24 protein-coding genes are annotated in these 26,451 nt (G+C 55.1%); 12 read left to right on the top strand and 12 right to left on the bottom strand.

Annotated elements, in window-relative coordinates; translation table 11 throughout:
• Positions 1 to 16: 16 nt before the first annotated feature.
• The 4 genes from RTU96_RS03425 to RTU96_RS03410 are packed head-to-tail and all read right to left on the bottom strand — an operon-like array spanning position 17 to position 4,322.
• The gene (locus RTU96_RS03425) at positions 17 to 964 is read right to left on the bottom strand and encodes an ABC transporter permease (RefSeq protein ID WP_312634961.1); all 948 of its coding nucleotides are present in this window, start codon (positions 962 to 964) and stop codon (positions 17 to 19) included.
• On the bottom strand, positions 964 to 2,046 hold the full coding sequence (locus RTU96_RS03420; RefSeq protein ID WP_312634960.1) for an ABC transporter permease: 1,083 nt from the start codon (positions 2,044 to 2,046) through the stop codon (positions 964 to 966). The genes RTU96_RS03425 and RTU96_RS03420 overlap by 1 nt, the downstream gene beginning before the upstream one ends.
• Positions 2,043 to 3,560 (bottom strand): ABC transporter ATP-binding protein, encoded by a 1,518-nt coding sequence (locus tag RTU96_RS03415; RefSeq protein WP_312634958.1) that lies wholly within the window; start codon positions 3,558 to 3,560, stop codon positions 2,043 to 2,045. Before RTU96_RS03415 ends, RTU96_RS03420 begins: the two co-directional genes overlap by 4 nt.
• 9 nt (positions 3,561 to 3,569) lie before the next feature.
• Positions 3,570 to 4,322: a 5-formyltetrahydrofolate cyclo-ligase gene (locus RTU96_RS03410; RefSeq protein ID WP_312634957.1), complete on the bottom strand. Its 753-nt coding sequence runs from the start codon at positions 4,320 to 4,322 to the stop codon at positions 3,570 to 3,572.
• Between the two features lie 452 nt (positions 4,323 to 4,774).
• On the opposite strand from RTU96_RS03410, the gene RTU96_RS03405 reads away from it, so the two are divergent.
• Together RTU96_RS03405 and RTU96_RS03400 are read left to right on the top strand one after the other, a co-directional pair.
• Positions 4,775 to 5,188: a Fur family transcriptional regulator gene (locus RTU96_RS03405; RefSeq protein WP_294856064.1), complete on the top strand. Its 414-nt coding sequence runs from the start codon at positions 4,775 to 4,777 to the stop codon at positions 5,186 to 5,188.
• A 75-nt stretch (positions 5,189 to 5,263) separates the two neighbouring features.
• On the top strand, positions 5,264 to 6,451 hold the full coding sequence (locus tag RTU96_RS03400) for a GTP-binding protein (protein WP_312634955.1): 1,188 nt from the start codon (positions 5,264 to 5,266) through the stop codon (positions 6,449 to 6,451).
• Positions 6,452 to 6,506: 55 nt separating this feature from the next.
• On the opposite strand, the gene RTU96_RS03395 is transcribed toward RTU96_RS03400, so the two are convergent.
• From RTU96_RS03395 to RTU96_RS03375, 5 genes are all read right to left on the bottom strand, one after another.
• Positions 6,507 to 7,529 carry an ABC transporter ATP-binding protein gene (locus RTU96_RS03395; protein ID WP_312634954.1) on the bottom strand — a complete coding sequence of 341 codons (1,023 nt, stop codon included), beginning with the start codon at positions 7,527 to 7,529 and terminating at the stop codon, positions 6,507 to 6,509.
• Positions 7,526 to 8,227: a GTP-binding protein gene (locus tag RTU96_RS03390; RefSeq protein ID WP_312634953.1), complete on the bottom strand. Its 702-nt coding sequence runs from the start codon at positions 8,225 to 8,227 to the stop codon at positions 7,526 to 7,528. The genes RTU96_RS03395 and RTU96_RS03390 overlap by 4 nt, the downstream gene beginning before the upstream one ends.
• 2 nt (positions 8,228 to 8,229) lie before the next feature.
• Complete coding sequence (locus RTU96_RS03385; RefSeq protein WP_312634951.1) at positions 8,230 to 9,477, bottom strand: ABC transporter substrate-binding protein; 1,248 nt, start codon at positions 9,475 to 9,477, stop codon at positions 8,230 to 8,232.
• Between the two features lie 221 nt (positions 9,478 to 9,698).
• On the bottom strand, positions 9,699 to 10,139 hold the full coding sequence (locus RTU96_RS03380) for a DNA starvation/stationary phase protection protein (protein ID WP_312634950.1): 441 nt from the start codon (positions 10,137 to 10,139) through the stop codon (positions 9,699 to 9,701).
• A 51-nt stretch (positions 10,140 to 10,190) separates the two neighbouring features.
• On the bottom strand, positions 10,191 to 10,811 hold the full coding sequence (locus RTU96_RS03375; protein WP_312634949.1) for a superoxide dismutase: 621 nt from the start codon (positions 10,809 to 10,811) through the stop codon (positions 10,191 to 10,193).
• 553 nt (positions 10,812 to 11,364) lie between these two features.
• Here RTU96_RS03375 and RTU96_RS03370 point away from each other — a divergent pair.
• Positions 11,365 to 12,021: a metal-dependent transcriptional regulator gene (locus tag RTU96_RS03370; RefSeq protein ID WP_312634948.1), complete on the top strand. Its 657-nt coding sequence runs from the start codon at positions 11,365 to 11,367 to the stop codon at positions 12,019 to 12,021.
• Between the two features lie 204 nt (positions 12,022 to 12,225).
• Here RTU96_RS03370 and RTU96_RS03365 read toward each other — a convergent pair whose 3' ends face one another.
• Both RTU96_RS03365 and RTU96_RS03360 read right to left on the bottom strand, forming a co-directional pair.
• Positions 12,226 to 13,902, bottom strand: a complete 1,677-nt coding sequence (locus tag RTU96_RS03365) for a DEAD/DEAH box helicase (RefSeq protein WP_312634947.1) — start codon at positions 13,900 to 13,902, stop codon at positions 12,226 to 12,228.
• A 58-nt stretch (positions 13,903 to 13,960) separates the two neighbouring features.
• Positions 13,961 to 14,113 carry a hypothetical protein gene (locus RTU96_RS03360; protein ID WP_294856055.1) on the bottom strand — a complete coding sequence of 51 codons (153 nt, stop codon included), beginning with the start codon at positions 14,111 to 14,113 and terminating at the stop codon, positions 13,961 to 13,963.
• 891 nt (positions 14,114 to 15,004) lie between these two features.
• Here RTU96_RS03360 and RTU96_RS03355 point away from each other — a divergent pair.
• Both RTU96_RS03355 and RTU96_RS03350 read left to right on the top strand, forming a co-directional pair.
• Entirely contained in the window at positions 15,005 to 16,108 is a 1,104-nt protein-coding gene (locus RTU96_RS03355; protein WP_312634946.1) for an iron-containing alcohol dehydrogenase family protein, read from the top strand.
• A gap of 27 nt (positions 16,109 to 16,135) precedes the next feature.
• Positions 16,136 to 17,206, top strand: coding sequence for a bile acid:sodium symporter family protein (locus tag RTU96_RS03350; RefSeq protein ID WP_312634944.1), 1,071 nt, complete (start codon positions 16,136 to 16,138; stop codon positions 17,204 to 17,206).
• 242 nt (positions 17,207 to 17,448) lie between these two features.
• Here the strand turns inward: RTU96_RS03350 and RTU96_RS03345 are convergent, their stop codons facing one another.
• Positions 17,449 to 18,702, bottom strand: coding sequence for a hypothetical protein (locus tag RTU96_RS03345; protein WP_312634943.1), 1,254 nt, complete (start codon positions 18,700 to 18,702; stop codon positions 17,449 to 17,451).
• Between the two features lie 173 nt (positions 18,703 to 18,875).
• Between RTU96_RS03345 and RTU96_RS03340 the strand changes: the two genes are divergently transcribed.
• From RTU96_RS03340 to RTU96_RS03310, 7 genes are all read left to right on the top strand, one after another.
• The gene (locus RTU96_RS03340; protein ID WP_312634942.1) at positions 18,876 to 19,217 is read left to right on the top strand and encodes a hypothetical protein; all 342 of its coding nucleotides are present in this window, start codon (positions 18,876 to 18,878) and stop codon (positions 19,215 to 19,217) included.
• 79 nt (positions 19,218 to 19,296) lie between these two features.
• Positions 19,297 to 20,538, top strand: a complete 1,242-nt coding sequence (locus tag RTU96_RS03335; protein WP_312634941.1) for a DUF3798 domain-containing protein — start codon at positions 19,297 to 19,299, stop codon at positions 20,536 to 20,538.
• 80 nt (positions 20,539 to 20,618) lie between these two features.
• Positions 20,619 to 22,208: a sugar ABC transporter ATP-binding protein gene (locus RTU96_RS03330; RefSeq protein ID WP_312634940.1), complete on the top strand. Its 1,590-nt coding sequence runs from the start codon at positions 20,619 to 20,621 to the stop codon at positions 22,206 to 22,208.
• Positions 22,209 to 22,221: 13 nt separating this feature from the next.
• The gene (locus tag RTU96_RS03325) at positions 22,222 to 23,301 is read left to right on the top strand and encodes an ABC transporter permease (protein ID WP_312634938.1); all 1,080 of its coding nucleotides are present in this window, start codon (positions 22,222 to 22,224) and stop codon (positions 23,299 to 23,301) included.
• Positions 23,298 to 24,422: an ABC transporter permease gene (locus RTU96_RS03320; protein ID WP_312634937.1), complete on the top strand. Its 1,125-nt coding sequence runs from the start codon at positions 23,298 to 23,300 to the stop codon at positions 24,420 to 24,422. The genes RTU96_RS03325 and RTU96_RS03320 overlap by 4 nt, the downstream gene beginning before the upstream one ends.
• The gene (locus RTU96_RS03315; protein ID WP_397356355.1) at positions 24,419 to 24,907 is read left to right on the top strand and encodes a DUF6672 family protein; all 489 of its coding nucleotides are present in this window, start codon (positions 24,419 to 24,421) and stop codon (positions 24,905 to 24,907) included. The genes RTU96_RS03320 and RTU96_RS03315 overlap by 4 nt, the downstream gene beginning before the upstream one ends.
• 56 nt (positions 24,908 to 24,963) lie before the next feature.
• A complete protein-coding gene (locus tag RTU96_RS03310; RefSeq protein WP_312634936.1) occupies positions 24,964 to 26,412 on the top strand; it encodes an aminoacyl-histidine dipeptidase in 1,449 nt (482 codons plus the stop codon).
• Positions 26,413 to 26,451 lie beyond the last annotated feature (39 nt).

Genomic DNA, 26,451 nt, shown 5'->3' with positions numbered 1-26,451 from the left:
GCGGGGAATTTGTGCGTCAGCGGCGTTCCCGCTCAAAGGGTATGCCCAACTCTCGCGGCGCTCTGATATTCCGGCCTGCCAGAACCAGCACCAGCACGGTAATCAGATAGGGCAGCGCCACAAAGAATTGATAGGGCAGGGACGAGCCCAGCACCTGTAAACGGATTTGCAAAGCCTGAATGGAACCGAAGCCAAAGGCGGCAACCACCGCCATCAGCGGGTTCCAGCGGGCCAGGATCACGATGGCAAGGCAGATAAAGCCCCGGCCCGCCGAAATGGCCTCTGTAAACGTGCCGACGGAGCTTAACGTCAGCGAAGCCCCCGCCACCCCGGCGGAAAACCCGCAGAACAGATATGAGAGAAACCGAAACCGGGCAACCCGGATACCGCAGGCCTGCGCCGCTTTGGGATTTTCCCCAGCCGCCGCCAGCCGAAGGCCCAGCTTCGTTTTCGCAAGGACAAAGTACACTCCCGCCGCCAGCAGAACGGAAAGATAGGTCAAAATATCCTGATTGAAAAAAACGTCTCCGATCAATGGCAGCTTGCTCAGGCCCGGAATCGGAATATGAGAAAACGTCTCCACGGAAATGTTGGCGTTGGAGGTTCCAAAAATCAGGCGGTTTAAGAAATTGGTGAAGCCCATAGCAAAAATATTGAACATGATGCCCACAATCGCCTGATCCTGCCGAAGCAGCACGGACCACACCGCCACGATGACGCTGCTGAGCATTCCCGCCACCGCGCCCATCAAAACACCTGCCCACAGGCTTCCAGTGCGCAGGGCGAACAGATAGGAGAAAAACGCGCCAAAAAGCATTTCGCCCTCGATGCAGATGCCCATGACCCCGGATTTTTCCGAAAGGGTATCTCCCACGGAGCCGTAAATCAGCGGGACGCTCTGCCGCACGCCGGAGGCGAACAGCGCCGCGAGAAATCCGACGTTGAAAACACCTGATGCATCCATCAGCTTCTGTCCCCCTTCCTTCCAAGCTTCATGCCGCCCACCGCCATCCCCAGCAGAACAAACAGCACAATGAGGGCCTCCAACACGCTGGTAAACGAGGTTGGTATCCCGGTTTTCACCTGCATGGTCACAGAGCCAGCCGAAAGCAGCGCCATAAACAGCGCGGCAGCGGCGATGCCCAATGGATGAAGCCCGCCCAGCATGGCCACCACGATTCCGCCGAAGCCAAAGTCCCCGGCTACGCCCTCCATCAGCCGCATGGTGTTGCCGCTGATTTGCAGCGCACCCGCAAGGCCGCACAGCGCACCGCTGAGCACCATGGCAAGAAAGTAATACCGGTCCTTGGGCACGCCGCCGTAAACCGCGGCCTTTTCGCTGCCGCCCAGCGCCCGCAGGCGGTAGCCAAAGGCGGTGCGCCGCACCACCACGCCGTAAACCACCGTCAGCGCCAGCGCAATCAGCACCCCCCAGTTCAGCCGGGAGGTGGCCCACAGCTTTGGCAAAGCCGCCGCCAGCTTGGCGGACTGCGGTTCCGCGCCGCTGCGCAGCGGGTAAAACACCAGATAGCTGATGATCTGCCGGGCCACATAATTGAGCATCAGGGTGATGATGATTTCACTTGCGTGAAACTTAAATTTAAAATACCCGGCAATGGCCGCCCAGCCCGCCCCCAGCACAATCCCGAGTAAAATTCCCGCTGGGAGGGACCAAATCCCCAGCGCGCCGCCCACGGGGGGAATCCCCATCAAGGTCATACCCAGCGCACCGAAAAGCATCTGCCCCTCTCCGCCCAGATTGCTGAGCTTTGCATGGAAGGCAAAGGACACGCCGATTCCCACCAGCAGCAGCGGCGTAAAGTACATGGACACCTCTCCCAGCGCCGTGACGGAGGTCAGCGGGCGAATCAGCATGTAATAATAAGCTTCCAGCGGATTCGCCCCCACCGCCAGAATAAACACGGAGCCAACCAGCATCGCCGCCGCCACAGCCGCCGGAAGCAAAAGAAGCTTGCTCACGCCGCCTTGTCTCTTCCCGGCAAGACCGCCGCCCACGGAAGCCACAAAGGAGGATACTCTATTCATGCCTGTCCTCCCATCATCATCAGAATGATATTCTGGGGCGTGGTTTCTTCCGGTCGGCACTCGCCCACCACGCGGCCCCGGTACAGCACCACAATCCGGTCGGAAAGGGCAAACAGCTCGTCCAAGTCGCCGGAAAACAGCACAATTCCAACGCCCGATTCCTTGGCCCGGGTCAATTCACTGCGCACGAACCACGCGGCCTTCATATCCAGTCCCCGGGTGGGATAGGAGCACACAAGCACCTTTGGCGCACCCCCCAGCTCCCGGGCGAGAATAAATTTTTGAAGGTTTCCGCCGGAGAGGTTGGCGCTGCGGGTTGTGCAGTCGGCCCCCCGAACGTCAAACTCCTCCATGGCACGAGAAGCCTGCCCTGCCGCCGCGCGAAGGTCTGTCAGCCCGTGCCGCTTGGGCCAATTTCGGTTGCGCAGCAGCCAGTTTTCACGAAGGGGGAAATTCGGAACGGTTCCCACCGTATTCCGGTCGGACGGGATATAGCCCACGCCGCTTTCGATAAAGCGGCCCGTCTTTGCGGAATTTAACAGTTTCCCGTCCACCTGTATTTCACCGGAAGAAGCAGGCCGCACACCGGAAAGAACCTCGGCCAGCTCGTCCTGTCCGTTTCCCTCTACTCCCGCCACGCCCACGATTTCCCCGCAGCGCACCATAAGGTCCACGCCGTTCAGCGTCTTCACCCCGCGGTCGTCAAATCCTTCGAGCTGCCGGCAGGAAAGGCACACCCGCTCCCCGGCGGGCTTTTTGACATAACCGCCAAGCTCCGGCACGTCATCGCCGGACATCATCCGCAGGATGAGGGCCTGATCGGCCTGCGCCGTTGCCACCTCTCCTGTGACCTTTCCGTGGGAAAGGACGCTGATCCGGTGGCTGACCCGCAGCACCTCTCCCAGCTTATGGCTGATAAAAATGACGCCCTTGCCCTGCGCCGCCATCTCCCGAATCATTTCAAACAGCGCTTCGCACTCCTGCGGCAGCAGCACGGCGGTGGGCTCATCCAGAATCAGAATTTCCGCGCCGGTGTACAGCAGCTTTAGAATTTCGATTTTCTGCTGCATGCTGATGCTCAGCCGCTCCACAGGACAGTCCAGCTCCACCTCGATATGGTACTGATCCTTCAGCTTTTCAAGCTCCGCGCGCACCTTTTTCCGGTTCCACACAGTCAAGGAGGCCGTCCCATCCATCAGGCATACGTTCTGCACCGCGTCAAACCGGCCCACCAGCATAAAATGCTGGTGCACCATGCCGATGCCTTGGCGCATGGCGTCCTCCGGGCCGGTGATTTTTACCTCCCGACCGCGAAGCAGGATGTGACCGGCATCCGGACGATACATGCCGAAAATAATATTCATGAGGGTGCTTTTCCCCGCGCCGTTTTCCCCCAGCAGAGCCAGCACCTCTCCGCTGTTTAAATACAGGTCGATGGAGTCGTTGGCCGCCGTCGCGCCAAAGTATTTTGAGATGCCCCGCAGCTCCAGAAGCCTGCTTTCAAGCTCTTTCATAGCGACTTCTCATTTGCAGTGGGTCCGGCACCACAGCTCCTGCACCGGGGGAATCTGCTCCCGCATTCCGGGGGCGAGACGGCACCAGATGATGCCCTTGCCGGGCCGGGGAAACTCGTGGCGGGTTTCAAGAATCCGGGTGGGGGTCACAATGTAATCAATCGCTGTGTCGTATTCCTCCACGGTCACGTCCACATCCGCCACCTGACAGTCGTGGCCCGCGCCGATAATCACGGTGGACGCATCAGCCATTCCGCAGGAGGACAGCATGGCCCACTCCAGATCAAAGTACCCATGACCCTTACCAAAACGGATGCCGCTGGGCGTGATGGCAGACGCGCCGGTGACCATCATGTCGATGTGGCCCACACTTTTCGCCAACTGCTCCAGCGTCTGGTGCTTCCAGTAGCGGGACACGCCGTCAAGCAACGAGGCAACCTCTTCCTTCCCTGCGGGAATCTGGCCGGGGGCGATCATAAAAAAACCGCGGGTAATGCCATAATTGGTCATGACCACGGTTTTTTGATCCAGAAACGCCTGCTCTCTCAGCGTTTCCAAATTATTATCGGGGGTGATGAAAATAACCCTCGCGTTTTTGTACATCTCTGTTGCCGTCAGCAGCGCGGTTCCCTGCTCGCTGCCCTCATAATCACAAATAAACTCCGAAAACTCCCAGCTAAACTTGGAGTCCGGCTTCGCCACCTTCAAAAGGTCCTCCCAGATTTTGACCCGCGCGGTTTTTGCGTCCATCTTTGCTTCCATCCCGTTCTCCTTCTCCCCTGTTCCCGTTTTTCCAAAGTTGTCAGGAGCAAAGGTAATACCTATATAATTTGCTATCTGATATGATAACATCAAATTCTTACCTGTCAAGACGCCAAAAAATAATTTGGATTTTTGCACAAAGTACACAGAAACCCACTCCTGAAAATTTGACAGAATCGGATAGGACGGCTTTCCTTATGGCAAGCACCCCCGTTTACTGTTGGATGCCTGTCAGGGTTATAACAGCGGCTCTTTTCCGCATGGGTGTGGCGTATTCCGGGGCCCCGCCCGTGAAGCGCTTGACTTTTGTCAATTCTGCGTATATAATCACCTAAAATGCGAATGAATTGCATTTGCATTTGAAATGCAGTCTTACTCCCCGCGTACTCCGAAAATCAGCCCAGAGGACAGCGACCCCAATCCCCCTTTAAAAAAGTGACGAGGTGAATCCCGTGAAAGAAAATAAGACGGTATGGCAGGCGGGTGTGAAGCGAACGCGGCAGCGGGAAAGCGTGCTGGCAGTTCTTGAACATTCCGACAAGCCATTGAGTGCCGCGGAAATTTGCTCCAAAATTGAAATGGACGGGGACACCGTCTGGATGTCCACCGTCTATCGGGTGCTGGAGCTTTTCGTTGAAAAAGGCGTGGCCCTTAAAACCACCGTGCTGAACAATGAAATGGCCGTGTATGAGCTGAACCGCTTTCAGCATAAGCATTACGCCGTGTGCATGAAGTGCCGCAAGATTATCCCCATGGGCAACTGTCCCATGGAAAATTTTACGCCGATGCTTGCGGAGGAGGGCTTTCAGATTGTGGGACACAATTTGGAGGTGTTCGGCTATTGCAGAGATTGCAGGTCCCGCTGACCGGCGTTTTTATCAGAATGCGCGGAGTCCGCAAATCCATTGTCCACATCCCACTGAATTCGGAAAGGAAATCCTATGCAAACAAGAATCCCCGTAACCGTCCTGTGCGGCTATCTTGGGTCGGGAAAAACGACCCTGCTCAACTATCTTTTAAACAGCGACCACGGCTATAAAATTGCCGTAATCGTCAACGACATGAGCGAGGTGAACATTGACGCGGAGCTGGTAAAGCAGGGCGGCTTCAGCCGCGCCCAGGAGGAGCTGGTACAGATGCAGAACGGCTGCATCTGCTGCACTCTGCGGGGCGACCTGCTCAAGGAAGTAGACAGGCTTTCCGCCCTTGAAACCATCGACTACATCCTCATTGAAGCCTCCGGTATCAGCGAGCCCATCCCCATCGCCATGACATTTGTGTGCTACGACGAAAGCCAGGGCGTAAATCTGGCGGAGAAAACCCGGTTGGATACCATGGTCACGGTGGTGGACGCCCACCGGTTCTGGTCTGATTTCGGACCGGGCGACGCGCTCATCGCACGGCAGGACATGGACACGGACGAATCGGAGGATATCACGGACCTTCTGATCTCTCAAATCGAGTTCTGCAATGTGATTCTGCTGAACAAGTGCGACCTTCTCTCCCCGGAGGAGGTTGCCCAAGTGGAGGCCGTTCTGCAGACGCTCCAGCCCGAGGCAAAGTTGCTCCGCTCCGTGCGGGGCGTGGTCCCTCCCTCCGAGATTCTAAATACCCGACGTTTCGATTTTGAACGGGCCTATGATTCTGCGGGCTGGCTGAAGGAGCTTAACCGCGAATCCCACACGCCGGAAACGGAAGAGTTTGGCATTACCTCGTTCGTATATGAAAGAGTCAGACCTTTCCACCCCCAGCGCATCAACGCTTTTCTGATGGAGCGTTTCCCCGAGTCTGTGGTGCGGGCCAAAGGATTTATGTGGCTTCCCAACCACAACGATGTGGTGATCCTGATGGAGCAGGCAGGCAGAAACATTGAAATATCTCCCGTGGACTACTGGGCCGCCGCCATGTCGGAGGAGGACCGGGCAGAATATCTGAAAGACGAGCCGGAACTTGTCCAAAAATGGGATGCCGAATACGGCGACCGGCGCAATCAGATTGTCTTTATCGGCATCAACCTAAACCGGGATGAAATTGTGGCAGAGCTTGACGGCTGCCTGCTGACGGACGCGGAGATGCAGACCGACTGGCAGACCCTGCCCGACCCCTTTGCCTGGGAGCTGGAGGAGTAACACGCTTTTAATATCCGAATTAAAAATTTCCTGCAAGCGACCTATATCAATCGTTTTAAGCTTCGAAGTTTTCCCGGTTTAAGTCAGCCGCGGAAAGCGCGCTTCCGCTGCGCAGCTTATGCCGCGCGTGCTGGACCACGGCGTCCATTTTTTCAAGCTCCGCCAGAAGGGCCTTTTCCTCGGGACTAGTTTCAACCACCTTGCTGATGCCGCCGTTTTTGATGACGATGCGCTTGTCGGCAATCAGCGCCAGCAGCGGGTCGTGGGTCGCCATCAGCACAATTTTATCCTCGGCCACCAGCAGCTCCAGCGCCTTTTTACGGTCAATGCCCGCGTTTTCAATCTCGTCGATCAGTACGATGGGTGAGGAGCTTAAAATCGCAGTGTCGGCAATCATCAACGCCCGGGACTGTCCGCCGGAAAGGCTGGTCACGGGGGTGTCCATGCGGAACTGCTCCCCCGCAAGTCTGTTTGCCTCCTCAATGATGCGGTCAATCACTGCGTCCGGATCCTCCCGCAGACGGCTTTGGGCGTGAAGTTCCAAAAATTCCCGCACGGTCAAATCCATTACAAAGTTCATGTTCTGTGAAAGCTGGGCCACCAGCTTGTTGTTGGAGGAAAACCGCCACTTGTTGTCGGGAACCTCTTCATTGATTAAAATGCTGCGCCCGGTGGGCGTGTCGTTCTGGGCAGCCCACTCGATATCCGCCAGCAGGCGGCTTTTTCCCGAGCCGGTGGGTCCGACAATGGAGACAATTTCGGAGGCGTGAATTGTGAACCGCGCAAAGCCCTCTGCTCCGCCGGACTTGTCATGTCCGGGAAGAATGGTCAGCGAGTGCACCTGATTGGACGCACCCAGCCCCAGAAATTCCTGCATCTGGGCAATAAACACCTCAAGGTCAGAGAGAAGCTTTTCCCGGTCAATGGCCAAATCCTCCAGCTCGTCCTGCGTAAAATGTTTTAAATACTGGGGAAAGGTCAGCTCCTCATAGCCAGAGACGTCCAGCTTATTCTGCTCGAAATACGCCGCCGCGTAAGGATACTCCGCCAGCAGGCGGGCAATGCTCAAGTCCATCATTTGCGGTCCACCCCCAAGTCCATTTTCTTCACGTTGCCCATCTGGAACGCCTCGCCAATGCGGGTTTCGCCCAGACAGTAGGAGCAAAGCGCCGCGGGCATGGGGAAGCGGAGCTGCATCCCCTGCACCGAGTCCACCCGCTGGGATGCGTCATAAATTAAAGTCCCCAGCTCGTAGGCCCCTTGGCCTGTCAGGCCGTTGACATGCATGGTGACAGCCTTTGGATTCACTGAGCTGACCCGGGAGGCAAACACCTCCCGCTCCGCCTGAGAAACGATGTCCCCCTTGGTGATGACCACCAGATCGGCAGACTTCAGCATGGGTCCGATTTTTTTCGGCGTGTTGATGCCGGAGAGATTATCAATGACGCACACGCCCTTGATGTCCTTGATATAGGGCGAGCAGCGGTTACACAGTCCGGCAGATTCGCTGATGAGCAAATCCAGCCCCGCGTGGTTTCCCCAGCGGACGATTTCCTCGATATTGGATGCAAAGAAATGGTCAGGGCACAGCGCACCGGAAAGCCCCTTTTTTACGGGTACGCCCGCCTTTTCATAGGCCACGTCGTCGTCGGTATACAGACAGTCGAATTTCACCACGCCCACCCGGATGTCCCGGCTTTGCAGGGACGCGATGGTTTTCAGAATGACCGCGGTCTTCCCCGACGAGGGAGGGCCTGAAAAAATCGTCAGATTCATATTCAATCCTCCTTATATGCCCGGAAAAACAGCTCCTCCGTGGTTTTAATCAACTGCCCGATGTCATGCTGGTGGATATAGTCCCACCCCAGCCACATAAAGTGCTGATCGGGGCGCAGACCGTTTTCCACCAACGGATTGGTGGAGGGGAATTTGCCCCCGGAGGTGAAGACCTCCCCCACCTCCTTCGAGAACAAAAAGTCCACAAAGGGCTTGATCTTTTCCTTGGAGGCGCCCTTTGCCAGAAGGAAAATGGGGCTGACAATCGCGCCGTCCTTAGGCCACACGGGAATCATGGGGCCCTTGGCGTCCAGCATCTGGGTGAAGAAATACGGGGCGATGGTCACGGCGGGAACTGCGTTCTCTCCCCTTTTAATGTGGGATTTCACCATCTGAGCCGGGTGCATACTGCGCAGCATGGCGCGGCCCAGCTTGGTGACGCCCTCTTCGCCGTAATAACGGTAAATGTGCAGCAGCAGCGCGTTGAACAAATCCAAATCCCGGGTGGGAAGAGACACACTGTTTTCAAACTCCGGGCGGAGCAAATCCTCCCAGCTTTCGGGGCAGGGCCGGTCTCCCAGCGCGGCGGTGTTCACCATGAAAATGGCGGGAACCACGCCGATGATGGCATACTGCCCTTTCAGGTCCCTCAGGCTCAGGCGCTCGTTTTCAAAATCCGGGTTCAAATGCTCCACGCCGGAGATCTCCTCGAATACTCCCGCATCCCGATACTGCCCCATCAGCGTTTGATCGAAAAACAAATCAAAGCCCGCCGACAGGTACAAATCAGACAGTGCGCCGGGATTTCCATTAGCTTCCAGCACCCGCGCCTTGATGTGGTCAAGGCCCATGCTGGCGGCCTGTAAGCTGTAATCCACTTCAAAGCCAAAGCTGTCCTTCTTTTTGTTGAACCAGCCTTCAAACCGCTCCAGCAGAGGAATACGGATGGGACAGGGCAGCACGCCCTCGATGCGTACATCGGCCCCGGTTTCCTTTTTCATCTGGGTAAGTCCCGTGGAAACGCTGTACTGGCTTTGCTCAATTGCGTCCTCCAGCTTCTTTACAAACAGCTCCACATTGATTTTTTTGCTGTGCAGAGCTGTTTCCAGTGAAATGGTTTTACCCAGCGTTTTTCTCATCATCTCGTTTTTCAGCGGCTCAAAGCCGTTGGCCGCCAAAAAGGCAATCAGCTCGGGGTATTTCTCCGTAATATCGTAAATGCTGTCCGTCACCTTAAAATAATTTGCCATAAAAGCCTTCCTTTCAGGTCTGTTCGGTTTTGTCCGCTCTTTGCTTGTATCTGTTTTTTATATCTGAAGTATACCACGGCAGGGTAAATATTCACGTTGTTTTTCCAACGTTTTAAATTTTTTCTGTAAGTGCAGGCCAACCTGCCTGTTAACAAAAGAAAACAGTACGGCCTTCATGGCCGTACTGTTTTTCGTATTTTTTCCGGTATGGAGAAATTCGACTATCCCAGATAAGACTGGAGCATCCACAAAAGCTTCTGGTATTCGCTCAAATAGCCGTTAAACTGATCGGCCGTGGCACCGTCGCCCGCCTCGTCCGCGAGCTGCGCAATCTCCTTTGTGTCCCGAATCCAGTATTCCACGTCTGACATAAGGCTTCGCATGGTGTCCTCTGAGGAAACAGGCACGTCCTCCCGCTCCTTAATGGTGGTCATGGTCAGCGCCTTATTCAGGCTGGCCACGGGGAATTGCCCAAGAGCCAGCAGCCGCTCGGCCACCTCGTCAATGATGACCGCGGTCTGGTTGTAAAGTCCCTCCAGCTTGGTATGGAGGGTGAAGAAGCTCCGCCCTTTCACATACCAATGGAGATTGTGCAGCTTGATATAGGCAACCTCCTGATTTGCAAGGTAGACGTTCATTTTTTCATACAAGTCTGCGCTCATAAAGCACTCCTCCTTATCATTATTTTATCGCTTGCAGAGCAGCTGGGACGATTATTCTCCCCGCTTTACCCTCTCATAGTTCTCCGCCACCGTATCCCAGCGAACAACGTTGTAAAACGCCTTCACATAGTCGGCCCGCAGGTTTTTATACTTGAGGTAATACGCATGCTCCCACACGTCGATGCCCAGAATGGGGACATAGCCCATTCCCTCCATGAGGGGGTTGTCCTGATTCGCGCTGGAGGAAAGCACCAGCTTTCCATCACGATTGGCGGACAGCCATGCCCAGCCGGAACCAAACTGGCCCGTGGCCAATGCTCCAAGCTTGTCCTGAAGGGCGGAAACGCTTCCGAATTCCTGCTCCAGCAGCTTTGAGAAAGCTCCCGTGGGTTCCTTCCCACCGTCGGGCCCCATGGTGGAGAAATAAAGGTTGTGGTTGTAAAACCCTCCGCCATTGTTGCGAATGGCCTGCCGAACAGCGGGGTCTTCAATGTCTCCCAGCGAGCGCAGCAGCTCTTCAATTTCCTTATTGACGCCGGCCTTTGCCACCGCGTCGTTGAGGTTTTTCGTATATGCGGCATGATGTTTGGAATAATGCGTCTCCATGGTCAGCGCATCAATGTGCGGCTCCAGAGCGTCGTAAGCATAAGGCAACTTATATTGTGTGTACATATTTAAACCTCCTGAATTAATTTGGTTAGTTATTGCTAACTGGTGTAATGTCATTATATCCCACATATTTTCGGAAAGCAAGTCCTCCGTGACAAAAGACGCAAATTGTTTACAATTGGCAATCGCTCGCGTAATCAGGCGTGCACATCTTCCCAGTCACTGGAAAGGCTGGCACCATCGCTTAAATCATGAGCGTCTCACAAAAACGGGGAAGCAATGCAAAAATCAGATTAAAACGCCGCACGAAGCGGCGAAGCGTTTCCCAGCGGAAAGGTGCAGGCAATATTACCTTAATATTTTAAAAAACACTTGCAGTCCGATGCATTTTGGCATATACTTAAAATATATTTAGGTATGCCTAAAATCAACAACGTGCGGATAACGAATGGAGAAGCTATGGACGCTTATATCAAACGGCTGCTGCTTCGTAAACTTCCGATATTAACCGCAATCGCTCTGGTTCTGCTGTTTGGCACGCTTGCAAAGCTGTTTGCAGGATAGGGCATCAAGCGGCACGGTGCAGCGCAATTGCGAAAAAGCGGAGGGAAACGACATGACGCCGAATAAAGAAGACTACTTGAAAGCCGTTTATAAGCTGGGCGGTGTGAAAAATCTGGTGAGCAATAAGCAGATTGCGGAAGCTCTTCAGATTTCGCCCGCCTCGGTGACGGAAATGCTGGGAAAAATGAAAAAGGAAGGGCTGATTCATTATGAGCCCTATAAAGGCTCTCGCCTGACGGACGGCGGTGTGAGCGCGGCCATCTCTCTGGTGCGCGGGCATCGCCTGTGGGAGGTGTTTCTCATGCGCCATTTGGGGTACTCTTGGAGCGAGGCCCATGAGGACGCGGAGCTGTTAGAGCACATCACTCCCCCCCGGCTGATCTCCCGACTGGACAACTTTTTGAATTTCCCGGCGTACTGTCCCCACGGCAGTGCGATTCCACATCCTGACGGGCAGGTGGACATGGTTCCGATGCAGCCGCTAACCCTTCTCCCCGTGGGTGTGCCCTCTCATATCCGCCGGGTCATGGAAGAAAAGGAGCTGCTGGACTATCTTCAAACCAGCGGCGTTGAAATTGGAAATTCTGTCCGCATACTGGAAGCAGCCGCCTATGAGGGGCCGCTTACGCTTGAACTGGAAGGTAAGCGCGTTCAGATTAGCTTCAAGGCCGCCTGTCAAATTTATGTGGATCAGGCAGCGGAGCTATAATTCCAATTTATTTTTAACAGAGCGTGTCTTTTAAAAGACGCTGGCAAATGGTCAAGCTCCCGCCCAAAGCTTTTTGCAAAGCAAAAGGCCCTCTCCTTCCGGAGAGGGCCCTTTTTTAAAATAATGCGCCTGAAACCAAAGCGCTTTATCTAATATAGCACTTGCAGCGACAGATGTCCGCAGCTCAATACACCGGACGCATATTTACGCGCCAAAAGTACGGTGTTTCGGCTTTTTTGCCCAGGGCTTTGCGGCGGCGTGATGCGCAGGTTTCTTTCGGACCTGCTGCTCCGGAACCGGCATAACATGAACGGGCTTGCCGCAGATTTTGCACCCACGCATGGCCCGCATAACCTCCTCCAGCAGATCAGAGGGGACCTGAACAGTGGAAAAGGATTCGGAAATCTGCACCTTGCCGATGTCGTGAGAGCTGACGCCCGCCCGCTCTGTGACGGCGCCGATGATATGCCGCTCCGTGGTTCTGTTGGCCGAGCCAACGCTGACCACAAAGGCAGACATGGGGCGGCGCTCCTGCACTCTGGTCTTTTTCCCCGTGGCTCCGGGGACGCTCAAATCCTTCAGCGCCTTGGTGTCATGAAGATGAGAAAGGCCCAGAAGTGTGACGGCGATGCGCTCCGGCGCATGTCCGCGCCGAATCAGCTCCTCCACCACCTCCGTATGGAAAGGAAGAGGGTCCGACTTCATGGCCCGCTCCAGCTCCTTGAGGGTCCGTTCACGATTGACCTGCTCAATGTCGGACACTCTGGGCAGAGAAATCGCCTCGATGCCGGAACGGGTGCGCGCGGCCAGCCGCTGAAGCTGAATCACCTGCATCCGTCCGCAGCAGAGGGTCACCGCTGTGCCGGCCCGTCCGGCCCGTCCGGTCCGTCCGATGCGGTGGACATAGGAATCGGGTTCCTTTGGAATATCAAAATTGATTACATAGTCAAGGTCGCTGACGTCGATTCCCCGGGCCGCCACGTCGGTGGCCACCAGAATGGAGACGCGGCCCTGACGGAAGCTGTTCATCACCGTGGTACGCTGAAGCTGCTTCATATCTCCGTGCAAACCCTCCACAGAGAATCCGGCGGCGCTGAGCTGCTCGGTCAGCTCGTCCACCATGGTCTTGGTATTGGAGAAAATGATGGCTCGGCAGGGCTGATAATAATGAAGCAGAAGCGTCAATGCTTCCGGCTTCTTCTTCGGGGGAATTTCCACATAGACCTGCCGAATGTTTTCCAGCGTAATCTGCTCGCGGTTGATCTCAATGCGAACCGGATCCCGCTGAAACTGCTGGGCAATGGTCAGGATTTCCTCCGGAATGGTGGCGGAGAACAACACGATCTGCCGGGTTTCCGGCACATCTTGCAAAATAACCTCGATATCCTCCCGGAAGCCCATGTTCAGCATTTCGTCGGCCTCGTCCAGAATCACCATTTTCAAATGGCTCAGATTCAGGGTTCCCCGTCGCATATGGTCCATAATTCGCCCCGGGGTGCCAATGACCACATTGGCAGACTGCAATTCCCGGAACTGCCCCCGATAGTCTCCGCCGCCAAAGATATCGGCAACGTTTATATAGGGAAGGTGACGGGCCAGCTTGCGGATTTCCCCTCCGCACTGGCGTGCCAGCTCCCGTGTGGGAGAAAGCACCAGAACCTGTACATTCCGGGAATCAGGCGAAATGCACTCCACAGCGGGAATGCCGAAAGCCACCGTCTTTCCGGTTCCGGTTTGGGAACGCGCCAGAATATCGACGCCGGTGCGGATCAGAGGGATGGACTCCGCCTGAATATCGGTGGCTTCCGTAAAGCCCATCTCTGTCACCGCCTCCAGCAGTTCCTCGGAAAGGGCGAGTTGGGAAAAGGTTTGATTTGTCATGGATTTCCTCGTTTCAATCAATTTAAGTGTCCTGCTTATAAAGTCTCTTCCCCCTCAGTCAAGGGCTTTTGGTGCTCTTTTTTGCAGGGGCTCTTTTCTTTAAGGCGGCCTTCTGTTCCAGCAAGGCGCGCTTTTTTTCTTCTTCCTCCGCAAGGCGGTTATTCAGCTCTATTTCCGCAAATGCCTGCGTCAGCTTCATCTCATTGTTCATTCGATCCTTTGCAGCAGGGTTGCACAAACTGAGAAACGACTTAAATGCCGCGGGATAAAAAAACTTTTTTGCTCCGCTTTCTTCCGCAAATTGGACCGTGATCGTTGACGAATCCTGCGCAATAATCGTCCCGGTTCCAAATTTCGGATGATTTACCTGTTCGTGTACAAGATTGATTTTAACTCACCCATTCATCCAGTTTTAACGAGCGGCAATCTATCCAGCCGCTTCGCTTTTAGAAATATGATGTACAGCAGTGAACGCTCCAATAAAAACAAAACTCACATATTTTGCGGAACATCAAAACAATGTCCTACAAAATATGCGAATACGAAGAAATTATATTGAGTGCTTTTATAGTAACACATTTAGTTATAGTTGTCAACCGCCGATTCCTTTGATCATTCAGTATGCAAGGATTTCGTCGGCTCGAGCACAGGTGTCGACCGGAACTGATCGGGCCGGATAAAAGAAAGTTTTCGCCTGAAATGTTGTGTTTTGCATAATTATTTTTAACGGATACGCTGTAATTATGGCAATGTCGCCATTGACATTTCGTGCTTTAGTTTGCTATTCTTAAAAACAATAAAGGCAATGACGAAGAACGCCGACGAAAGATGGTTCACAGAGAGCCTGCGTATGCTGAAAGCAGGTAACCGGGTATCGTCCAAGCAATCCCTTCTGAGCCGGCGACCGAACACTTTGGTAAGTAGAGTCGCACGCGCAGGCTGCGTTAGTGCCATGGGCTTGTTGGAGCCTGTAAAGTGGCATGGTTTCGCCGCCGTGCAATTTGAGTGGTACCGCGGAGTTGATTTACAGCTTCGTCTCAAAGTAAAACTTTGGGACGAGGCTGTTTTTGTTTTGTCCCGTAAAATTGGGAGGATAAATACTATGAGCTACACCAACTGCCTGCCCGCCTGGAGCGTTGGCCCCGACTGCTACAAGGACGTTTACGGCATCGTCCGCCGCTTCGGCAAAACCGCCGCCGTGATTGGCGGCAAAACCGCGCTTTCCAAGGCCTACGAGTCGCTGAAGGAGGCCCTGAGCGGCACGCCCTTCATGTTGTCCGAGCCAGTCTGGTACGGCGACAACGCCACCTATGAAAACGCCGCCGCGCTGGAAGTGCTGGACGCCGTCAAATCCGCCGACATGATTTTCGCCGTGGGCGGAGGACGGGCAGTGGACACCTGCAAGGCCGTGGCCGAACATCTGGACAAACCTTTGTTCACCTTCCCCACCATCGCCTCCAACTGTGCGGCCTGCACGGCAATCGGCGTGTTTTACAATCCCGACGATACCTTCCGGGATTACTTTTACCCCACCCGCTGTCCCGAGCATACGTTCCTGAACACGAAAATCGTCGCGGAAGCGCCGGAGGCCCTGCTGTGGGCCGGAATCGGCGACGGGCTGTCCAAGGAGTGCGAGGTGGAGCTGGCCTCCCGTGGGCAGAAGCTGTTTCACACCACGCTGCTGGGCGCCCAGCTTGCCCACTCCTGCACAAACCCCATGGTGGAATACGGCGCCACAGCCATGGAACAGTGCCGTCAAAACACTCCCGGTTACGAACTGGAGCAGGTCTCCTTGGCCATCGTGATGTCCACGGGCATCGTTTCCAACCTGACCACGGACGCCACAAAGTATTATTACAACAGCAGCCTGGCTCACTGTGTCTATTACGGCTCCACAATGGTTCCCGCCTCCGGCGGAAAGCACCTGCACGGTGAGATTGTGGCCTTCGGCGTGCTGACGCTGCTGACCTATGACAAGCAGTTTGAGGAACGCGACCGCGTGATGTGCTTCAACCGCTCCATCGGTCTGCCGGTCACACTGGGCGAAATTGATCTGTCAGAGGAAAATCTCCAGACCATTGCGGACAAGGCCGCCACCGTTCTGGAGTGGACAAAGGCCCCCTACCCCGTCACAAAAGAGGCATTCATGCAGGCTATGCGGGACGCTGACGCCGCAGGCAAAGCCCTGCTGGCAACCGAACAGTAACCGCCGTATATAAAAGGAGAGAGTACAATGAAAGCGATGAACCGTGCTGCCGACCTTCTCAATAAAAATCTGGCGCTGCTGGCCGTCGCCGTGGCGGCGTTTGCGCTGGTCGTCCCCTCCGTGTGGGTGAAGCTGGCGGGCAGCGTCAGCGTCAATCTGGCGTGGGTGCCGTTTATGGGCACTTACTTTCCAAAGCTCAGTCTTGTAAATCTGCTGCTGGGCGTAATCATGTTTGGCATGGGAATGACCCTGCGTGCAGAAGATTTCGCTCTGATTCTGCGCCGTCCCCGGGACGTGCTGATTGGAATTTGCAGTCAGTATGTGTGCATGGCGGGTTTCGGCTGGCTGGTGGCAAAGCTGCTGACTTTAACCGGCGTGGGTGGTCCGGAGGTCTGTGCCCAATTGGCGGTTGGTCTGGTGCTGCTGGGCTGTGTGCCGGGCGGAACCGCTTCCAACGTCATGACCTTTCTGGCCCGGGGCGACGTGCCCCTGTCCATCACCATTACCATGTGCACCACTCTGCTGGCGCCCGCGCTGACGCCCGCGCTGACCCTGGCTCTGGCCGGACAGTGGGTCGAGGTCAATTTTTGGAGCATGTTTTTCTCCATTGTTGTAATCGTCCTTTTGCCCATCTTTCTGGGGCTGGCTGTACACGCCGCCATCGTTAAGCTGGTGGAACAGATGAAGAAACTGCTGGTGCTGGTTTCCACCGTCTGCATTCTGCTGGTGATCGGCATGTGCGTCGGCCCGAACCAAAGCAGCTTCACCCAGAACGGTCTGGCAGTGGTGGGCGTGAGCGTCATGGCCGTGCTGCTTCACCACGTTCTCGGACTGCTCGCAGGCTACGGCATTGCAAAGGTCTTTCATTTTGATGAGGCCAAGGTTCGCGCGCTTTCTCTGGAGGTAGGTCTGCAAAACAGCGGCCTTGCCTGCACGCTGGCAAACTCCTCCTTCCCCGGTACCATGGCCATCCTTCCCTGTGTGCTTGCCACCGTGGTTCATCAGGTGGTGGGCCCCATCGTGGCCAATATGTTTGCCGCCAGAGACACGAAGGAAGCACCGGAGCCGCGGGGCGCTGCCGCTCCCTCGGAGATGTAATCGTATCTCGTCTTCGCCACACCATCACGCCGGATATGCCTCCCGCACATTTTTATAAGGTGCAATTTGAAAAATCTCAAATTTATGTAGGCGCTTGTAACAGTCAAGGTTACCACAGGCCTATGAGACGAACCTCGGGAAGAGTTTTCCCGAGGTTCGTCTTTTTTGTGCGCTGATGCCCTAAGATTGAGCTTGCAGGAAAAATTTCTCTATGGGTGTGTCAACTTCCGGATTTGGCAGAGTTACAACAAGAAAAACGTTGCAATCGCAACGGACACTAATCCGCACATCACCGGAACAAAGTTTTTACGCACCAGCTCCGCCGGACTCACATCACAAATTGCCGCGACCGGGACAACCGCCCACGGGATCAGGGTCCCGCCGCCAACCCAAATGGTGATGATCTGTCCCATGGATGCCAGAACTTCTTTATTCAGCGGAAGAGCATCTGCAAAGGTTTTGGCAGTTGCGCCTACAATGGGCAGCCCTGAAAAGCCGGATCCATCCAATCCTGTAATGACTGCCACCGCAGCTTGTGTGACAATTGCGGAAAAACGATTTACAGGAACATTTTCTGCAATATACCTGCCAATATCGCTTAAAATTCCTGTCATCTGATTGCCAAACACCGCCTGACTGCCGCCTTCTCCGCCTAAGAAAAAGAAGCCGCCAATGACAATGACCGGGGCAAAGATTTTTATGCTGAAGCCAAACCCCTCTTTTAGATAATCTCCCACGTCGTCAAGCGCGTGGGAAACACCTTTATCAAGGCACGCGCACAGCACCAGCAAAAGTAATGCGGACCCGCCCACCAGTGCCGTTGCGTCTCCGCCCTGAAGCTTAAATACCAGCATTGCGGCGATATTTCCCAGATAAATGACGGGCGTCAGCACAGCCATCAACGGTGCAAACCGCCCCACGGCTTTCATTTGAACTGCATCCATATCAACTGTCTGCACGGGCGAGCTTCGCATATCCCTGCAATAGCATAAAAAGGCCGCTGCCGCCGTTACCACACACATAATGGCCCACAGCGGCACCGACTGGGACATCATGGTTCCAACATCCGTTCCGGCCGCTTTGGCAGTGATTGTGGGTGCGCCTTGAATAAAAAAGTCACCCGACAACGCCATACCGTGGCCGAATATGTTCATAACAACCGCCGCCCAAAGAACGGGCATTCCAGTTCTTACAGCCATTGGCAGCAGCAGTGTTCCCACCAGTGCCACCGCGGGGGATGGCCATACGCAAATTGATACAACAAACATCACGAACCCAAGAATAAAGAAAGCCGATCTGGGTCCTCCCATTCGATTTTTCAGAGAAAAAATCAGCATCCGATCCGCTCCAATGGAGATGAGGGACCGGCTCATGGCCACCACCAATGCAATGACCACAATAATTCCCAAGAACTCTGATCCCGCCCAGACTAGCGCGTTAAACAAGGTCTGAATTGCGCCAATTGGACTTCTGGTTACGATTGCGCCAAGCAACACGATGCCAAGAGCACATGGAATTACAATGCTTTTTTTGCAAGCCATGACTATCAGAAATATAACAATCAACACGAGATATGAAACATGTATCAGAGAAAGATTTATCATAAGCTACTCCTTACCTTTGAAGTCTGTAAGAATAGTTCATACTATGTGCATGGGGCCTGTCGCGTGTGGATGCCGTAGACTGCAATTCAATCAGAGAACGGCGGCAACAAGTGCCGCCAAATTTTTCGCCTCCACGGCCTTGCCGTTTCGCATGGTTTTTTACTGCGGCATGCCTTTTCAATTGGAAAAACAACGGAAACCAAAAAACTTTTTCAAAGCACACGTTTGGCCGGGTACTGCTTAAAGAAGCAGGTTTCGGCCAAGGAAGGGATATCTACTTTTGTCAAAAAGCCTGTAATATCAAGAAAAATGCACAAAAGGCAGTTTATTTTTATGCGAAAAAGCAGTTGTTTTTATCCCAACCAGTTTATACAAAGCATGGTTCTACAAAAACTAACATTTTGTGAACTGTTGACAATCCATGAACACATGATAAAATATAAAGGTCATCGTATCCCTTGTTAATAAAGATTTTGGAGGTTAGAAATGAAGAAGAAGCTAGTCAGTATCTTGCTTGCGACCACCATGCTCCTCGCACTTGCCGGCTGCGGCACTACTCCCAGCAACTCCCAATCTTCCACCCCACAGTCCTCCGGCGCTCAGGGCTCTGACGCCCAGAACGTCCACATCGGCATCGTCACCGGTTCCGTTTCTCAAGCTGAGGACGACCGCCGCGGCGCCGAGGCTTTCCGTGACATGTACGGCGAGGATATGGTCAAGTTGGCCATCTATCCCGACAACTTCACCGAAGAGCTGGAAACCACCATTCAGACCATCGTCAACCTGTCGGACGATCCCGACATGAAGGCCATCATTGTCAATCAGTCTGTCCCCGGCACCACCGAGGCCTTCCGTAAAATCAAGGAGACCCGCCCCGACATCCTCTGCATCGCCGGCGAGTCCCACGAAGATCTGCCCGAGATTGGCAGCGCCGCCGATCTGGTCTGCAACAACGACTTTGTGGCCCGTGGCTACCTGATCATCCGCACCGCCCACGAGCTGGGCTGCGATACTTTCGTACATATCTCCTTCCCGCGCCACATGGCTTATGAAACCATGAGCCGCCGCGTGGCCGTCATGAAGGAAGCCTGCAAGGAATTCGGCATGGAGTTCGTCATGGAAACTGCTCCCGATCCCACCTCCGACGTCGGCGTCGCCGGCGCGCAGGCTTACATTTTGGAGAAGGTTCCCGAGTGGGTCGGCAAGTACGGTGAGAATGCCGCTTACTTCTGCACCAACGACGCTCATACCGAGCCTCTGCTCAAGCAGTTGATGGAATACGGCGGCTACTTCATCGAAGCCGACCTGCCCTCTCCCCTGCTGGGCTATCCCGGCGCTCTGGGCATCGACCTGACCGCCGAGGCCGGCGACTTTGAGAAGATTCTGGCCAAGGTGGAATCCACCATCAACGAAAAGGGCGGCGCCGGTCACTTCGGCACCTGGGCCTACTCCTATGGCTACACCACCGCTGCGGGCCTTGCCCAGCACGCTTTGAACGTCATCAACGGCGAGAGCGAGCTTCGCGACATTGACGATATTGCCAAGGCGTATCAGGTCTTCTCTCCCAAGGCGGAGTGGAGCGGCTCCAACTACACCAACGTGGAAACCGGCGTCAAGGCCGACAACGTGTTCCTGGTGTATCAGGACACCTATATTATGGGTGATCCCGGCCACTTCATGGGCAACGCACAGATTGAGGTTCCCGAGAAATACTTCACTGTCAAGTAATTTTCCCATTCAAAATAACAAGTTCGGATAGCGGGGGGCGGGTACATCCCTCCCCCCGCTGTTTTAGGCGAGGTAGGACTATGATGAATAATAACGCCCCCCTGCTGGAGGTGCGAAATATCAAGAAGGATTTCTTCGGCAACCAGGTCCTGACGGACATCAATTTCACATTGCAGGCCGGCGAGGTCATGGGCCTCGTGGGCGAAAACGGCGCCGGTAAGAGCACCCTGATGAAGATTCTCTTCGGCATGGATGTCATCCGGGAGACCGGCGGCTACGGCGGCGACGTTCTGATCAGCGGCGAAAAGGTCAGTTTCTCCACGCCCTTTGACGCTCTGGCGGCGGGCATCGGTATGGTGCATCAGGAGTTCTCCCTGATCCCCGGCTTTTCCGCCTCGGAAAACATCCTGCTCAACCGTGAACCCAAGAAAAAAAATGTGATCTCCGAGATTTTCGGCGACCGCTTGGACACTTTGGACTATAAGCAGATGGCCTCGCTTTCCCGGGAAGCCATCGAAAAAATGGGCGTCGAAATTGATGCTGATATGGCCATCAGCGACATGCCCGTGGGCCACAAGCAATTTACCGAAATCGCCCGTGAGCTGAGCAAGGGGCATCTGAAGCTGCTGATTCTGGACGAGCCCACTGCCGTTTTGACGGAAAAGGAAGCCGAGGCTTTGCTGACGTCCATCCGCAACATGGCCGCCAGCGGCATCGCCATCATTTTTATCACCCACCGGCTCCATGAGATTTTGAACGTCTGTGACAAGGTGGTCATCATGCGGGACGGCTATGTGGTCAAGGACGTGCCCTCCAAGGAGACGAACATTCCCGACATCACCAAGTGGATGGTGGGCCGCAACGTTCAATCCTCCGTCAGGGAAGACATCCGCATCGACCCCAACGCCAAAACCATCATGTCCATCCGCAACCTGTGGGTCGATATGTCAGGCGAGACCGTGCGCAACGTCAATCTGGACATCCGGGAGGGCGAGATTTTGGGCATCGGGGGATTGGCCGGGCAGGGCAAGTTGGGCATTCCCAACGGGATCATGGGGCTTTATGAATCGGGCGGCTCCGTGGAGTTTGACGGCAAGCCCATACCCCTCAACAGTCCCCGGAAGTGTCTGGACGCATCCTTGGCCTTTGTGTCCGAGGACCGGCGGGATGTGGGATTGCTGCTGGACGAATCTCTGGAGTGGAACGTGGCGTTTTCCGCCATGCAAATTCAGGATAAGTTCCTCAAGAAATATCTGGGCGGCCTCATCTCCTGGCGGGATGAAAAGGCCATCCACGAGGTGACGAAGAAATATATCGGCGAGCTGGCCATTAAGTGCACCAGCTCCACCCAGAAGGCAAAGGAGCTCTCCGGCGGCAATCAGCAAAAGATTTGTCTGGCCAAGGCCTTTGCCCTCAGCCCCAAATTTCTGTTTGTATCCGAGCCTACGCGCGGCATCGACGTAGGAGCGAAGTCTCTGGTGTTGGACGCCTTGAAAAACTTTAACCGGGAGCACGGCGTGACTGTCGTCATGATCTCCTCAGAGCTTGAGGAACTGCGCATGGCCTGCGACCGCATCGCCATCGTTTCAGGCGGAAAAATTGCTGGAATCCTGCCGGCGACCGAATCCTCCGAGGAGTTCGGTCTGCTGATGGTCAGCCAGGTTAAATAAGGAGGAAGGCAATATGGGCAAAACTGCAAACGAAGCCATTACCCTTGGAAACAAGACAAAATTCCGGGAGCTGGCTGACAACTTCGGCCTGCCGAGATTGATTATCACCGGATTTCTTTTGTTTCTGTTCATCATGGCGCCCCTCGTCGGCGCCGATTTCACCACCCAGCTCACCAATACCATCAACCGCTTCAGTTGGAACGCGGTGCTGGTGCTGGCCATGGTGCCGATGGTGCACTCCGGCTGCGGACTAAACTTCGGTCTGCCTCTGGGCATAATCTCCGGCCTTCTGGGCGGTACTATGTCCATCCAGTTCGGCTTTACCGGCGGCATGAGCTTCGTCATGGCTATTGTCATCGCCACGCCCTTTGCGCTGCTTTCCGGCGGCGGATACGGCTGGCTTCTCAACCGCATCAAGGGCGGCGAAATGATGATCGCCACCTACGTCGGCTTCTCCTCGGTGTCCTTCATGTGCATGATGTGGCTGCTGCTTCCATACACCAGCCCCACAATGGTTTGGGGCCTGTCCGGCAAGGGCTTGCGCACCACCATCTCTCTGGAGGGCTTTTACGACAAGGTGCTGGCCAATTTTCTGCAAATTAACATCGGGCACCTCTCCATCCCCGTGGGCTCATTGCTGTTTTTTGCCGTGCTGGCATTTTTGATGTGGGCCTTTCTGCACACCAAGGCCGGCACCGCCATGACTGCCGTGGGTTCCAACCCCTTTTTCGCCAAGGCCTCGGGCATCAACATCGACAGGACGAGAATGCTTTCCGTTATCATGTCCACATGGCTGGCCGCAGTGGGTATTTTGGTTTATCAGCAGGGCTTCGGTTTTATCCAGCTCTATATGGCCCCGTTCAACATGGCCATTCCCGCGGTGTCCGCCATTCTCATCGGCGGCGCATCGGTGAACAAGGCAAGCATTGCCAACGTCGTCATTGGTACGTTCCTTTTTCAGGGCATCATCACCATGACGCCGACCGTCATGAACGCTGCCATCCATATGGACATGAGTGAGGTCATCCGCATCATCGTTTCCAACGGAATGATCCTGTATGCTCTGACCAGAAAGACGGAGGGAGCGAAATGAATTTGAAACCAAAGAAGCAGGGCGGCAGCTTTGTCGAGCAGCTTCAAAATAACAGCGTGCCAGTCATGTTCATTCTGATTTGCGCCATCTGCATTCCCGTTTCCGGCTTTTCTCCCGGATATCTGGTCAACGAGATCATGACCCGGCTGGGCCGAAACGCGTTTTTGATCCTGTGCCTCATCTTCCCCATCATGGCGGGCATGGGCCTGAACTTTGCCATGACGTTAGGGGCCATGGCTGCGGAGATCGCGCTGATCTTTACAGCCGACTGGCAAGTCTGGGGCATCCCCGGCATTGTTCTGGCCATGATCCTCTCTATTCCCATTTCCGTCCTGCTGGGTGTCCTCTGTGGGCAGATCCTCAACCGGGCCAAGGGCAAAGAAATGATCACCAGCTATATGATCGCCTTCTTTGTGGACGGCTTGTATCAGCTTCTGGTTCTGTTCATGATGGGGCCTGTCATCCCCATCCTCCACTCTACCCTGAAGCTCCCCCGGGGATACGGCATCCGCAATACGGTGAGCCTGCTGCATATGCGGCAATCTCTGGACAACTTGGGCGCCATTCATATCGGCGGCGTTAAAATCCCCGTTCTGACCCTTGCGGTCATTGCTATTTTCTGCCTGTTCATCGTCTGGTTCCGCAAGACGAAGCTGGGTCAGGACATGCGCGCCGTGGGCCAGAATATGGACGTGGCCCGGGACGCCGGCATCAAGGTGGAGCGCACCCGCATCATCGCCATCGTGATGTCCACCGTGTTCGCCGGTCTCGGCATGGTCATCTATCTGCAAAACATGGGCAATATCTCTACTTACAGCTCCCACAAACAGATCGGTATGTTCTGCATCGCGGCGCTGCTGGTGGGCGGCGCGTCCGTGGACAAAGCGTCTATCGGAAATGTGTTTTTGGGCGTGATTCTGTTCCATACCATGTTCATCGTGGCTCCGGCCACAGGCGCCAAAATTACGGGCGACTCCATGATCGGTGAATACTTCCGCGTATTTGCCTCCTATGGCGTCATCACCATTGCCCTTGTGATGTATGAGACGAAAAAGCGCATGGCCAAAGGAAAAATCGGGCAACAGCTTCTGCTTGCGCAACGTGAGGAGGAGAATCGATGAAAAAGATTCCTATGCGTGCCCTCCTGTTCCGTGTGGGCGCAGTGCTGCTTCTTGCCGTCATTGCGTACAGCATGACCATCATTGGCCGCGGACACACCGTGTATATGGACAGCAAACGTCTGGATTACAACGGTCAGACCTATGAAACGCCTTATAAGGTCGTGGTCTATGTGAACGACGAGCAAGTGGCCAAGCTCTATGGCAAGGAACGGGGCATGTCCACCTGGATCGGGCAGAACTTTTCCATGACTCTGGAAATCACCCAGAAAAAGGGCGGAACGGAAGAGACACAGGAAGTGTCGCTGACCCTGCCCCGCAATATGGACGGCATCATCCTCAACCTGCCGGCCCTTCTTGCGGGGCTGCCCGAGGATGCCTATCTCTCCGAGTTCGTATCCGCTCCCGCCGAGGAAGAGGAGACTGGCGACGAAGGAATCACGGACGAATTTGGCATGACCACCACTGAGGAAGTCCCCGCGGAATAATTGACTGTGCAGCCCATGCTTTCGCATGGGCTGCCTTGCTAGAAAGAAGGATTGGCATGTCTTTGTTATCAAATTGTAAGCCTCAGGACGTATTCAGCTATTTTGAAAAGCTCTGCGCCGTTCCCCACGGCAGCGGAAATACAAAGCATATCAGCGATCTCTGCGCAGGCTTTGCCCGGGACCTGGGACTGCGCTACCGGCAGGAGCCCTGCAACAATCTGATCATCTGGAAAGATGCTTCCCCCGGCTATGAGCACGCCGAGCCTATCATTTTGCAGGGCCACATGGACATGGTCTGCGCCGTGGCGGAGGGCTGCACCAAGGACATGTCTGTGGAAGGGCTTGATTTGGAAACCGACGGCGAATTTTTGTGGGCCAGAGGCACCACGTTGGGCGGGGACAACTGCATCGCCGTGGCCATGATTCTGTCCATTCTCGCGGACGACACATTGCCCCATCCTCCTTTGGAGGCACTTTTCACTGTGGACGAAGAAACGGGCATGGGCGGCGCATTCGCTCTGGACTGCTCCGATTTGAAGGGACGAAAGCTCCTGAATCTGGACTCCGAGGAGGAAGGCGAGTTTTGCGTGTCCTGCGCCGGAGGCGTTCGTGCAGACTGCTTTTTGCCCGTCAAAATGGAGGAAACAGGCGGCGAAACGGGCTATCGCGTCACCCTCTCCGGCCTTCAGGGAGGACACTCCGGCGGCGAGATTCACAAAGGCCGCGGCTCCGCCAACCAGTTGATGGGCCGAGTTCTTTACTCTACCATGGAACGTGTCCCCGGCCTGCGTCTGGCGGACATCCGGGGTGGCCGATTTGAAAATGTCATCTGCCCCCGAAACGACGCTTTGGTAACCGTCCCGGCGGACCGGGCGGCGGACTTCGAGTCCTTCCTCGCCGAATTTGACGCCACTCTCAAGAACGAGTACGCCGGCTGCGACGACGGTGTGTCCCTCTCCTGTTCCACGGAAGAGGTTCCCGCCGCCCTCAGCGCCGACGCCACCTTCTCTCTGCTCCACGTCCTCCTGCCCCTGCCTCAGGGCGTTCAGGCCATGAGCGCTGATTTCCCCGGTCTGGTGCAAACCTCCTTAAACTTGGGCGTGATGGGAATGCAGGCGGACGGCCTCCACTTCACCGTCTCCATCCGCTCCTCCATCGCCACGCAGAAGACCATGCTGCTTCAGCGGGTCCGGGCCATCGTGGAACACGCCGGGGGCACCGTGGCGGAGCGCAGCTCCTATCCCGGCTGGCAGTATAACCGGGCTTCCTCCCTTCGGGAGTTGGCTCTTACAGCCTATAAGGACATCAGCGGCAAGGACGGCATTATCTCCGCCACCCACGGCGGTTTGGAGTGCGGCCTGTTCATCGAAAAGCTGCCCGGACTGGACGCCATCTCCATGGGGCCGGAGCTTCACGACGTACACTCTGCCCGGGAGCGGCTGAGCATCCCCTCCACGGCGCGAGTGTACCAACTGGTCTGTGAGATTTTGAAGCGCAGCAAATAAGAACCTTTGAAAAGCGGCGGTCAGGCCCGGTTGGGTCTG

Source organism: Oscillibacter sp. (genome assembly GCF_032018205.1).
GTDB lineage: Bacteria > Bacillota > Clostridia > Oscillospirales > Oscillospiraceae > Oscillibacter.
Note: the sequence above shows the minus strand (reverse complement) of the source record. Positions and strands in the feature narration are given on the sequence as shown.